The sequence below is a fragment of the Neobacillus rhizosphaerae genome (genome assembly GCF_050477885.1).
In the GTDB taxonomy this organism is placed as follows: Bacteria; Bacillota; Bacilli; order Bacillales; family Cytobacillaceae; genus Neobacillus; species Neobacillus rhizosphaerae_A.
The window spans coordinates 1-13,137 of record NZ_JBCNAC010000071.1 but is presented as its reverse complement, the minus strand read 5'-3'; the positions used below and the strand labels follow the sequence as shown (position 1 = coordinate 13,137).

General features: G+C 40.5%; 6 protein-coding genes. All 6 read left to right on the top strand.

All coding sequences use genetic code 11. The features are described 5' to 3' along the window. Positions 1-463 precede the first annotated feature (463 nt). The 6 genes from ABES03_RS09410 (at position 464) to ABES03_RS09385 (ending at position 13,034) form a co-directional block, all read left to right on the top strand. Positions 464-4,678 carry a S8 family serine peptidase gene (locus ABES03_RS09410; protein WP_430117035.1) on the top strand — a complete coding sequence of 1,405 codons (4,215 nt, stop codon included), beginning with the start codon at positions 464-466 and terminating at the stop codon, positions 4,676-4,678. A gap of 352 nt (positions 4,679-5,030) precedes the next feature. Next, complete coding sequence (locus ABES03_RS09405) at positions 5,031-7,505, top strand: glucosaminidase domain-containing protein (protein WP_430117034.1); 2,475 nt, start codon at positions 5,031-5,033, stop codon at positions 7,503-7,505. Between the two features lie 122 nt (positions 7,506-7,627). Beyond that, on the top strand, positions 7,628-9,343 hold the full coding sequence (locus ABES03_RS09400) for a M14 family zinc carboxypeptidase (RefSeq protein ID WP_430117033.1): 1,716 nt from the start codon (positions 7,628-7,630) through the stop codon (positions 9,341-9,343). A gap of 160 nt (positions 9,344-9,503) precedes the next feature. Continuing rightward, positions 9,504-11,384 (top strand): phosphotransferase, encoded by a 1,881-nt coding sequence (locus ABES03_RS09395; RefSeq protein WP_430117032.1) that lies wholly within the window; start codon positions 9,504-9,506, stop codon positions 11,382-11,384. Next, the gene (locus ABES03_RS09390; RefSeq protein ID WP_430117031.1) at positions 11,374-12,339 is read left to right on the top strand and encodes a DMT family transporter; all 966 of its coding nucleotides are present in this window, start codon (positions 11,374-11,376) and stop codon (positions 12,337-12,339) included. Before ABES03_RS09395 ends, ABES03_RS09390 begins: the two co-directional genes overlap by 11 nt. A gap of 2 nt (positions 12,340-12,341) precedes the next feature. Beyond that, positions 12,342-13,034: an NTP transferase domain-containing protein gene (locus ABES03_RS09385; protein ID WP_430117030.1), complete on the top strand. Its 693-nt coding sequence runs from the start codon at positions 12,342-12,344 to the stop codon at positions 13,032-13,034. Positions 13,035-13,137 lie beyond the last annotated feature (103 nt).

Below are 13,137 nucleotides of genomic sequence, written 5' to 3'. Positions count from 1 at the left end.
AAGCACCCGACTGGTAAATAAAAGAAGTTTCTAATGCCGTGGTAAGGTTGCCTGGTTACTAAAGGCCAAGGACTTTTGTACGCTTAAGTGTGAATAGATCTCTGTCTGCGCTCCGCTAGCAAATCGACTATTATTCTTGATCGGAGAAGGCGCTTTTGCTTTTCTTACATAATAAGAATGAATAACATTTGACTTCGAGAATTGTCCAACTCCTAATCCCTCAGGTCAAATAACCTACTGCAATAAAAGTCAAAGAGAGACTTTTCTTGCAGTAGAACATTTCCTGACGGGGCTGATCAAGGCGCTTCCACTTTTCTATTTTATTCTATTAAAAAAACATTGACCGGTTTCTTTGACTCTACTAAAATTGGATTAGCATTTAGATTTTTCTTCCAATTTTTCAAGAGACTACTAGATTAGAATAATTTAGGTGTGTATATATTTAGAGGGGGAAGACAAGGGAATGAGCCTAAAGTCATTTAAAAAGAAAAGAAAGATCGCCTCGTATGTCTTGGCATCTGCTTTGGTTCTGTCAAACCTTGGTCTTGTTGCACCAGCATCCGCAGCAACACCAACACAAGCACCAAAAAAAGATTATGCACCATTGATTGAACAGTTTAAACAACACTTGAAATTAACAGACGGCAAGAAAAAAATGAAGAGTCAGATAAAGGCCAATTTCAAAGCGACTGACAAAGTCCGGGTGATTGTTGAAGTTGATGGCCAAACACCTGTTGAACAAGCAACCGAGCAGGGCAAGCTGTACAAGGACCTTTCTGAAACAACAAAAGCTTCCATAGAATCAAAGATTAATAAGCAGCAAAAAACTGTGAAGGACAAAATTAAATCGAAAGGTGTCAAACTTACATATAAGAATCATTTTTCCACGGCTTTTAATGGCTTCAGCGGTGAAATGACGTTTGGTGACCTATCAAAGCTTGAAGAAGTAGAAGGCGTCAAACATGTTTATTTGGCGCATGAATACAAGCGCCCACTTGAAACACCAACGATGAAAAACAGTAAGTCCTATATCCAGACAAGTGCAACTTGGGCGGATGCTGGTCTGAAGGGTGAAGGAATGGTCGTTTCCGTAATCGATACAGGTGTCGATCCATCACACAAAGACTTTGTCCTGACAGACGCGACAAAAGAAGGACTATCAAAAAATGAAGTAGATGACCTTATTAAGCAAAAAGGTCTGAAAGGTAAATTTTTCACTGATAAAGTCCCATATGGCTACAACTTTTTTGATCAAAATGACACCATCCTTGACAAAGGACCTGACACTGCGATGCACGGAATGCATGTGGCGGGAACGGTTGCTGCCAATGGTGATGAAGAGAATGGCGGCGTAAAAGGGGTAGCACCAGAAGCACAGGTTCTCGCGATGAAGGTATTTAGTAATGATCCACTTTTCCCATCGACTTGGTCAGATGTGTACTTAGCTGCAATTGATGATTCAATCAAGTTAGGGGCTGATGTCATTAACATGAGTCTTGGAGACGATGCTTCTTTTTATAATGAAGAAAGTGCTGAAGATGTAGCCATTTCACGAGCTACAAATAATGGAATTGTTTGTGCAATGGCTGCCGGGAACGCCGGGGCCGTCTCCTACGGTTGGGGTGAAAACCCGTATTCTAAAAATCCGGATATCGGTGTGGTTGGTTCACCAGGATTAAATCCTGATAGTATCCAAGTAGCTGCATCAGGAAATCTTGCCTACCAATATGAAACGGCACTCACTGTCGACGGTGTCGAAGGATTTACTGGTGTTGGATATGGAGTGGATGATTGGACAAAGCTTGCAGACGAAGGTCAACCATTGGAGTTGGTGAGCCTTAACGGAGGTTTTGGTTATCCAGAGGATTATAATGATATTGATGTCGCAGGGAAAGTAGTTCTTGTACAACGAGGGGAACTATCATTTGCAGATAAAGCATGGGTTGCTGCAGAAGCAGGGGCAGCTGGAATTATTGTCTATGACAAAGATGGCTCTGTTTTTTATAAAAATCAAGGTGGTTGGGATCTTCCGTTTATGCTTATCTCAAAGGCTGAGGGTCAGACACTAGAGGCTGCCATTGCAGAAGGTCATACCACGTTGCATGTTAATCAGTTAGATCGTCAAACAGATCCAGAGTCAGGGCGGATGACCGATTTCTCTTCTTGGGGCACCACGCCAAGTTTGGAATTGAAACCGGAAATCACTGCACCTGGTGGGAAGATTATCTCGACATTAAATGATAATCAATATGGTGAAATGAGTGGAACTTCGATGGCGTCACCACATGTGGCTGGAGGAGCAGCACTTATTCAGCAATACTTGCATCAGGACAAGCGTTTCAACTCGCTTTCTGTCAGCGATCGTACTCATTTAGCCAAAACCTTATTAATGAACACAGCTAAGGTGATTACGGATGTGAGCGGCCAGCCATTTTCTCCACGCCTGCAAGGTGCAGGGATGATGCAGACGTATAATGCCGTAAAAACACCTGTTTATGTAGTGAATAAAAACACAGGTCAAGCAAAGGTAGAGCTGAAGGATTTTACCTCAACCGATTTTACGATGACATTAACCGCTAAAAATATATCAACAACCGATGTGACGTACGATGTCCTTACTGATGTATTAGCAGATACGGTTCAGCAAAATACGGAAGGTGAGGACCATAATGCCCTGATTGCTGGGAATCTTGAAGGTGTTAAGGTCGATGGACCAAAAACAGTCACTGTTGAAGCCGGTAAGTCTAAGGATATTACAATCCATGTAGATATTAGCAAGGCAAAGGTTCCTTCTATTGATGCGGACGGGAATAAAACAACAGTAGCCCTGCAAGAAGATATGTTTGTGGAAGGCTTTATTCGTTTGGTGGATAGTGACCGCGACATGGCCGGGAAAAAGGAATTAAGTCCTGATTTGACTATTCCGTATGTCGGCTTCTACGGCAAGTGGGATCGACCTTCTATCCTGGATGGCTTTAAAGATCTTGGAGAATCTCGCTTCTTTGATCTTCAACGAATGTTTGAATTCGAAGATGAAGATGGAAATACAGTTGAAGAGCCTGTTCATGATATGCTTTCAGATGATTGGTTCCTAGAACCTGTACCAGATAAAAAGTTATATGCCTTTTCGCCAAATGGTGACTGGCTCCATGATGACATCAACACATTGCCATCACTCATGAGAAATGCAGCGGATCTTCAATTTAATATTTTAGATGAAAACAAAAAATTGCTTCGCCGCGTAAAAATAGAAAAAGATGTACGGAAGAGTTATTTTGCAGACGGATTTGGATTGCCTTATTCCTATAATTATGATCGTACGTGGGATGGTACCGTAAAAGGAAAAACAGTGAAAGACGGTTTATATTATTATCAAATCAAGTCTGTCATTGACTATGCTGGTGCACAATATCAAACAAAGGATATTCCTGTGCTTGTCGATACCATCGCACCGCAAATCAGTCCAAGATATAATGAGAAAACTTCATCGGTTGTTTGGGATACAGTGGAGCAAGGCTCTGGTGTAGCTGCTTATGGTATTTTTGTAAATGGCGAATTGATTGATGAAGTAGCGCCAGATGTCAATCGCTATAAATTAAGTGATTTACCAGAAAGTGCAATCGTTGACGTGCTTGCGTATGACTATGCCTATAATTTTGGCGGTGGTACGGTGGCAATTGGTGATGTGGAAGATGCTGCTCCAGTTATTTATGTAGATGATTGGACAACTGTTCCTTACGGGGCCTATAACACGAAGGAAGTTCCAGTTGCGGGTATGGTTCAAGAAGATTTAGGTTTGAAATCATTGACAGTGAACGGCAAAGAAGTAAAAACCACATATTATGGAGGAGCATATGCGTTCTCAACAAATGTGACCTTCGGAAAAGACGGTTTCTACGATATTATCGTGAAGGCAGTGGACAGCAAAGATCAAACCACTTCGATTTCACGGAAGGTGTTCATCGATACAACTGCACCTGTTATGAACATTGGCGCACCAAAGCTTGTTGCGGAAAAGGTGGAAGAGGTTACTTTGAAGCTTAACATGAAGGATAATTACAACTATTTATCTTTATTTGTTGATGATAATCACGAATACGAAAAAGCCGTGGTGAGTCCTGTGGATGTGATGGTACCGGCTAATGATAATATAGAGGTAAAGGTACCATTAGAGTTAGGCGAAAATAAAATTACTCTTAAACTTCGTGACCTTGCTGGTAACGAAACGGTTAAGGAAATCGTGATTAACCGTGCAAATGTAACGGGGTGGAAACAGGAAGCTGGTTCATGGTATTACTATAACAATAGTGTGAAGGTAACGAACTGGTTTAAAGACAGCAATACATGGTATTATTTTGGCAGTGATGGGAAAATGCAAACTGGCTGGATTAAATACAAGAATAAATGGTACTTCCTGAACAAATCAGGTGCTATGGCTGTGAATCAATGGGTGCTGTACAAAAATAAATGGTATTTCTTAGGTGGAGATGGCACCATGCAGACCGGCTGGATTGCTCCAAATGGAAAGTGGTACTACCTAAATACAAGCGGTCAAATGGTCACAGGCTGGAAGCAAGTAGGCAACAAGTGGTACTACTTCTATACCAACGGCCAATTAGCGATTAACACCACGGTCAATGGATACAAACTTGGCAGCGATGGCGCTTGGATTAAATAAAATGAACAAAAATGAAGACGGGCAAATGCTTGTCTTCTTTTTTGTTTTTCGGGCAATCCATTATTTCCCTCTATATGACAAATATACTAATTACGACACAATTTTCAATTTTATTGTTGAAAAAATGTCTCAAAATGAGAAAATAGTAGAGTAATATTATTTTTAACTAATAGGAGGTCTAAAGTTTTTCTATATTAATGAAAGTAAGAATTTGAGTTAGGAAATTAACTTTATTTCCCATATCCAAAAATATGGTAATTTAGTATAATCATCATAGAAAATTTGTGAATGTACCTAACTCAAGTAAAAATAGATAATTTAATAGAGAGAGTTTTTTATGGGGGGAAAAATATTGAAGAAGAAACGTGTCACTGCTTTAGTCCTGGCAACAATGTTGTTCTCTTCCACCGCTTCTGGGGCATCAGCAGCTGGAACTTATACCTGGAAGTATCAGAACAACAGCTGGTATTATCTATCTCCAACGGGCAAGGCTGTAACGGGATGGGTAAAATATAATAATAAGTGGTACTATCTTGCTAGCAACGGTGTGATGAAAACGGGTTGGCTTCTAGATAGAAAAGTATGGTATTTTCTTGATAAAAACAGCGGCGCGATGAAAACAGGCTGGCTGAAGGATAATAATATTTGGTACTATCTATTATCAAGCGGTGCAATGAAGACCGGATGGCTCCTAGATAAAAACTTATGGTACTACCTCGATAAAAGCGGCGCGATGAAAACAGGCTGGATTGAGGATAATGGACTGAGGTACTACTTAAATCCAAATGGAGATATGGTATCCGGACAAAAATTTATTGATGGAAAGCCGTATGTGTTTGCTTCTTCAGGTTCTCTAAATACGAGCCCTATCAAGGGCTGGTTCCGTGATGGTTCCATCGTCATGTACTTTGATCCAGACGGTGTCATGCATACTGGCTGGCTAGAAGAAGAGACTGGTAAGTATTATTTTAAACAAGAAGGTCTTATTCATACTGGCTGGTTAGCAGAGAATGATAAGAAATATTTCTTCAATAAAGATGGTAAGATGCAGGTTGGATGGCTAACTGATGGTAACCAACGTTACTACTTTGGCACGGATGGCGTCATGCAATCCGGTTGGTTGAATGAGAGTGGAAAGACCTATTATTTAGGTACAGACGGCGTTATGTATAAGGGTTGGCTAACTGAAGGAGAGAAGAAGTTCTACTTTGGTAGTGACGGTAGTATGGCAACCGGCTGGCAAACAATTGGTGACCAGCGTTATTACTTCGCTCCAGATGGCGCTTTGCAAACCGGCTGGGTAACAGAAGACGGTTTCTCATATTACCTAGGCACGGATGGGATCATGTACAAAGGTTGGCTAACTGAAGGCGATAAAAAATTCTACTTCGCTGCCGATGGAAAAATGCTTACTGGACTACAAACCATTGATGAGCAGCTATATTATTTTGGCACAGACGGTGTTATGCAGACTGGCGGATGGTCAACCATCGATAATAAATGGTACTACTTTGGTGCTGATGGTACAGCTCTTAAGGGCTGGCTGTCCGAGGGAGAGAAAAAATACTATCTTGGTACGGATGGTATCATGGTTATTGGTTGGAAGTTGCTAGATAATAATACTTGGTATTATTTTAATAATAATGGAATGATGGCCACTGGATGGGTCCTTGATAATAATAAATGGTACTATTTGAATGCAAATGGAGAAATGCAGACTGGCTGGCTGACTGATAATGGTTCCACCTATTATTTAACTAAAAGTGGCGATATGGTAATTGGTTGGTTAGCACTTGATAATAAGTGGTACTATTTTGATACAAACGGCAAAATGGTTACCGGTGAAAAAGTAATCGATGGAAAGACATATAACTTCTTTGAAAATGGCGTTTTAAATACGGGCCCTGTAGTGAAAACAACCACTTACAACTTTTCGTACCAGGAAATACTTGATATCGAAATGAAGAAAACCCCGCAAACAGATAAGTACAGATACGCTAAGGCATATGTCAGCAGTGATTATGTACTGAAAGATTCAACAGACCCAACAAAGGGTGTGGTCACCTCGACTACACCGCTCAATGTTCGTGAGGATACAAATACGAGTTCCTTTATTTTTGGTGCTTTGAAGAGCGGTGCACAAGTTTCGATTAAGTCCACTGTGGGTACCTGGTATGAAATTGCATATGATACATGGCGAAATGCAAAAGCAGAGGATGTTAGCTATTATCTCAATCCGAATACCTTTAGTTCTAAAAGCACGGAGTATTTCCAGTTCCTGCTTTTGAGTAAGAGCGCTGGAACGACTGCACAAGACTTAAACGCGAAGACACTCGTTGGAAAAGGAATTCTAGAAGGCAGAGGACAAGCGTTTATTGATGCAAGTAAGCAATACAATGTGAATGAAGTATATCTCATTTCGCATGCACTGCTTGAGACAGGAAATGGAACTTCACAATTAGCCAAAGGAATAGTGGTTGATACTGTGGATGGGAAAGCCGTTGAACCAAAAACAGTTTACAATATGTATGGTGTAGGAGCGATTGATAGCTGTCCGAATACATGTGGTGCCCAATATGCCTATAAGCAGGGTTGGTTTACACCTGAAAAAGCCATCATTGGAGGAGCACAATTTATTGGACAAGGCTATATTAACGCGTCAACACCACAGAATACACTGTATAAGATGAGATGGAATCCACTTAATCCGAATCATCAATATGCAACGGATATCGGTTGGGCAGTAAAACAAACCAACAATATTAAAAAGATCTACGATTCTTTAAGTTCGTATACTTTATACTACGATATTCCTCAATATAAGTAGATTGATAAAGGACTGTGCAGATGTGCACAGTCCTTTTGTCTCTTTATATCGAAATTTGTCTATGTTATCCTTTCTTAGGGGAATTTCTACTAGATTAAAAGATTGATATGGGAGGATGAGGAATGAAGAAATTCGTGACGTCTATTTTCCTAGTGCAACTATTGGCTCTACCAATATCAACTGCAGCAGAAGAAACCACTGAGCCAATGTCTGCTGAAATAGACGCGCCGATAGCTGACCAAACGGAGGCTCCGGCTGATACATTAAGTAAAGAAAATAATGAAAGCGTTGATTCAGCTACGCTTTCAACAGTTAACACTGGGGAACAATCCACAGTTGTTGAAACACAGCAAACGGATTCCACTACACAAACGGAAGCCAAGCAATCTGGCTGGACGCAGATTGATGGAAAGTGGTACTTTTTTGACCCAGTAACAGGAGACAGGAAGACCGGCTGGATCGAGGATGAAAATACTTGGTATTATCTTGATGCGTCAGGTGTCATGCAAACCGGCTGGTTGTACAATCAAAACCATTGGTACTTATTGAATTCAAGTGGTGCCATGATGACAGGCTGGGTCTACAATCGAGGGGAATGGTATCTCCTAGGACAAAGTGGCGCCATGCAAACGGGCTGGGTGTTTGACAAAAGTCACTGGTATTTCTTAGATTCAAGCGGTGCCATGATGACAGGCTGGGTCTACAATCGAGGGGAATGGTATTTCCTTGGGCAAAGTGGTGCCATGCAAACCGGCTGGATTCTCTATCAAGCTCATTGGTACTTCCTAAAGGCGTCCGGTGCAATGGCTAAAAGCTGGTTTATGGATAAGGATAGCTGGTATTATACCTACTCCAATGGAGTAATGGCAGAAAATACGACGGTCCAAGGATACTATTTAGGAAGTAATGGCGCATGGGTGGCTAATCTGGTGAATCCAAAGCAGGCATACTCCTACAATGATTTAATAACGGACATTAGTAAATTCCAAAAGAATTTTCCTGGATTTATTCAGACACAAATAATTGGGAAGTCCGTTGACGGCAGGAATCTTTACGCTATAAAGCTAGGCAGGGGAGAAAAGGAAATCTTTTTTAACGGCTCCCATCATGCCCGCGAACATATGACGACAAATGTTTTGATGGAGATGCTCGATCAATATGCCTCCTCTTACTCGGCTAATCGTAACTTTAATAGCTATAATGTAAGAGAACTCTTGAATAAAGTTTCCATCTGGTTTGTCCCTATGGTCAATCCCGATGGGGTCATGCTTGTTCAAGAAGGATCTTCAACGGCGAAAAATCCTCAATATGTATTACAGCTAAACGGAGGAAAGACAGATTTTTCTTCGTGGAAGGCAAATGTTCGGGGAGTAGATTTAAACCGTCAATATCCAGCGGACTGGGCAAATATCGCCAATAACACAGGTAAGCCAGCTCCAGAGAATTTCAAAGGCTACCAGCCATTAAGTGAGCCGGAAGTTCAAGCGGTTTATAACTTTGTCAAAGCACATCATTTTAAAATTGCCACTGCGTATCATTCTTCAGGTCGCATTCTGTATTGGAACTTTCATCAGGCGACAGCTGAATATAATCGTGATTACCAAATTGCTCAAAAGTATTCTAAGTTAACGGGTTACAGTTTAGTTTTTCCAGGGCCAAATCCAAGTGGGGGCGGCTTCACCGATTGGTTTATTCAGGACATGAAGATGCCTGGGTTCACACCGGAGATTTCCACTCATACGTATAGTAAGCCCGTACCACTTTCGAATTTTGATTCAATTTGGAAAGAAAACCAATCAGCAGGATTGATGCTGGCAGCTGAGGCATTAAAGCTCTAAAGGGATAGATGATTCTATCTCTTTTTTTTATGAGTAAAAAATGTATTTTCTAATCATGGTAAATACTAGCCAATAATCGACATATTTTTGTTTACAGAAATTTGGGCTTGAGTTACAATGTAAATACATTCAATTTTTGAATATATCGGAGGTCCATTCAATGGAACAGCACTCATTTCAATTATTAGAGGCGATTAATAAAAACGCCAACTTAAATCAAAAGAAAATGGCTGAGATATGCGGAATTTCAATCGGGAAGGTCAACTATCTCATCCACGATTTAACGTTCGGAGACTATATATACAATGAAAAAAAGGGAAGAAATATCAGCTACTTTTTAACCCAAAAAGGAATCGATTCACTAAAGAACGGAATTGAAGCTTTTCATGATAAAAAGGTTAATATTCATCAAGAGCCGTTAACGGAGATTAAACAGGCTGTTATTTTAGCAGCAGGCTCTCGAAAAGATTTTAACAAACCTGCAGGGTTAATGCCTATTGATGATACCACATTATTAAAGCGAAATGTTGAAATACTCCAAGAAAACGGGATTAATCATATCGTTATAGTTACTGGCTACCAAAAAGAAGCGTTTCAGGATATCCCTGAATTAAGCCACCTGCAATTCGTCCATAACCCTAAATACAAATGGACGGGATCTATGGCATCACTGGCACTAGCTTATCATTTGATTTCTGAGGACATCCTCCTCATTGAAGATGACATTCTAATCGAAGAACGAGCGATTAAGGAAATGCTTATGCATCCGCAACGCGACAGCGTTCTAATCACGGATGAAAGCGGCTCTGGCGATGAAGCCTTCGTAGAACTGAGAAATGGCTATCTTTACAAAGTGGCAAAAGATATTCATCAATTCAATCATGTCGATGGTGAAATGATCGGATTTAGTAAGCTATCCTATGAAGTTTTTACAAAAATGGTTAATGACTATAAAGAAAACAACAAGAACCCATATATGAACTATGAATACATGCTGCTTGATGTATCCAGACATTATAATATCGGCTTCCTCAAAATGCACAACCTCATTTGGGGGGAAATCGATAGCCAAGAGCATTACAATATCATCATTAATAAAACCTATCCGATTCTAAAAAGAAAAGAAGCGGAGTTTAGAGAAATTCAAATCAAGAGCTACTTAATGGAGGCCCTTGACCTGGCCTATGAGGATATTCAGGAAATTAGGCCGTTTGGCGGGATGACCAATAAGAACTTCAAGGTAACGGTCAACGACAAGGAGTATGTGCTTCGGATTCCTGGTAATGGAACCGAGCAGATGATTAACCGAAAAGAGGAAAAAATCAATTCGACCCTTGTTAGTCAGCTCGGTATCGATACGGAAATCGCTTATTTTAATGAAGATACTGGCGTAAAAATTGCCGAACTTATTCCAAATGCGGAGACGTTAACTGGCAAAACAGCTAAACGCCAGGACTACATGATGTTAACAACGGCAGTTCTTAGAAAGCTGCACGTATCGGGTATTGAGATGGCCAATCGATTTGATGTATTTGAAAATATTACAAAATATGAAGAACTGATGGAAGAAGCTAAGGGCCTGCCTTATGTGCATTATGATGAAGTAAGATCTAAGGTTATGGTTTTGAAGGATGTTTACGAAGCGATGAATATCATGTTAAAACCATGTCATAATGACTTAGTTCCAGAAAACTTGGTGAAAAGCGGCACCGACAAGGTGTATTTAATCGACTGGGAATATGCAGGTATGAACGACCCAATGTGGGATGTAGCGGCACACTCGCTAGAATGTGAGTTTACACCAGAAGATGAGGAATTGTTCTTATCGCTTTACCTACAACAGGATGAAATTCCACTCGACATTCAACAAAGAGTACTAATGAATAAAATCTTCCAAGATTTCCTATGGAGCATTTGGACGATTATTAAAGAAGCAAAGGGCGATGACTTCGGTCAGTACGGAATCAATCGCTTTAACAGAGCTAGAGAGAATTTAAATCATGAACTGATAAGGGAGTTGGCATACTCATATGAAAAATAAGGGAATCTTCTTCGGTTTGTTCTCAGGCTTCACCTGGGCGCTTGACACCGTTTTAATTGGTATGGTTTTATCCAAAGCAGTATTTGTTTCATCAGATGCGGTTATATTTCTAGCACCGCTAGTGAGTACGTTTTTCCATGACATGCTTTCTAGCTTCTGGATGATGCTATATATGACCTTCAGAGGGGAGTTAGCCACCTCATTTAAGAAATTAGCGACTCGCAGTGGACGGTTTGTTGTCTTAGGCGCTTTACTAGGTGGACCAATCGGAATGACTGGTTACGTTCTTGCGGTTAAATATTTGGGTGCCTCTCTATCGGCCTCCATTTCAGCTGTATATCCAGCGATTGGTGCTTTCTTTGCCTTCTTGATTCTAAAAGACAGATTAACTTTGAAAAACTGGATTGGACTTTTTATAAGTATTTTATTTATTTTCTTACTAGGATTTGCAGGCGGAGAACCATCTCCAAGCTTTATTCTTGGATTCTCGTTTATCCTATTGTGTATCTTTGGCTGGGGAATGGAGTGCGTTATCCTTGCTTACGGAATGAAAGATGATGAGATTTCACCAGAACAAGCGTTGCAAATTCGTCAGGTTGTTTCTGCTGTCACTTATGCGGTCTTGATTTTACCATTTTTCAATGCGTACCCTCTTGTGGGCGAAGTGTTTAAGAGCAGTGAATTATTCTTGATCGCTGGTGTTGCTCTGTCTGGAACAGCATCTTATGTATACTATTACAAAGCGATTTACGTTATGGGACCAACGCGTGCGATGGCCTTAAATATTACGTATGCAGCATGGGCGATTTTCTTAAGTTTCATTATTCTAGATTCTCCAATTACCCTAAAGGTTGTCTTTTTTAGTATTATGATTTTATTAGGATCTATATTAACTGTCGCTACCAAAGATGAGTTAAAATGGATGAATCTAACTAAAGGCAGGAGAACCGCTTAATTATGAGAGCTATACTATTAGCAGCAGGAATGGGCACAAGATTACGACCATTAACACTAACTACACCGAAGTCCTTGGTAGAAGTTAACGGGAAACCGATGCTCGAGCAGCAGGTGGAATTCCTTCAAGAAGTCGGTGTGGAGGAAATCATCGTAGTTACAGGATATTTGAAGGAAAAGTTCGAGTACTTAAAAGAAAAGTACGGCGTTACGCTTGTTCATAATGATAAATACGATGTGTATAACAACATTTACACTATGTATTTAGTAAGAGAATATCTTCCAGGCTCGTACGTGATTGATGCCGATGTCTTTTTGAAAAATAACTTTCTTTTGCGTGATCCGAAGAAGTCGATGTATTTCAGTTCACGAAAGCCAGAGTTTAAGGCTGAATGGATGATTCGTTACGATGACAACTTGAAGGTGTATGACCTTGAACCAGGAGACGGCGAGCATGATTACATTTTATGCGGCATCTCGTATTGGTCAGAGGAAGATGGCCATTATATCGTTAAGAAGCTGGAGGAAGCGGTCGCTGGCGCAAATTTCAAGGACCTTTACTGGGATGACATTGTTAAGGATAACATTCGCGACCTTAACGTGTTTCTACAGGAAATTCACCCAGATGACAGCTATGAAATCGATTCACTTGAAGACCTTGAAAAAGTGAAACAGCGTTTGGCGATGGAGGAATAATTGAGAGAACGGACGGACACTGGGGTGTCCGTTTTTTTATGCCTCGATCCAATGGGAAAGACCTCAAACGGTAAATAGAAGAAGTTTCTAATGCCCATGGCAA

Excerpts from the sequence above, each read along its gene's own strand:
- ABES03_RS09400 (WP_430117033.1), top strand. The coding sequence starts at position 7,628 with ATGAAGAAATTCGTGACGTCTATTTTCCTAGTGCAACTATTGGCTCTA.
- ABES03_RS09410 (WP_430117035.1), top strand. The coding sequence starts at position 464 with ATGAGCCTAAAGTCATTTAAAAAGAAAAGAAAGATCGCCTCGTATGTC.
- ABES03_RS09390 (WP_430117031.1), top strand. The coding sequence starts at position 11,374 with ATGAAAAATAAGGGAATCTTCTTCGGTTTGTTCTCAGGCTTCACCTGG.
- ABES03_RS09385 (WP_430117030.1), top strand. The coding sequence starts at position 12,342 with ATGAGAGCTATACTATTAGCAGCAGGAATGGGCACAAGATTACGACCA.
- ABES03_RS09395 (WP_430117032.1), top strand. The coding sequence starts at position 9,504 with ATGGAACAGCACTCATTTCAATTATTAGAGGCGATTAATAAAAACGCC.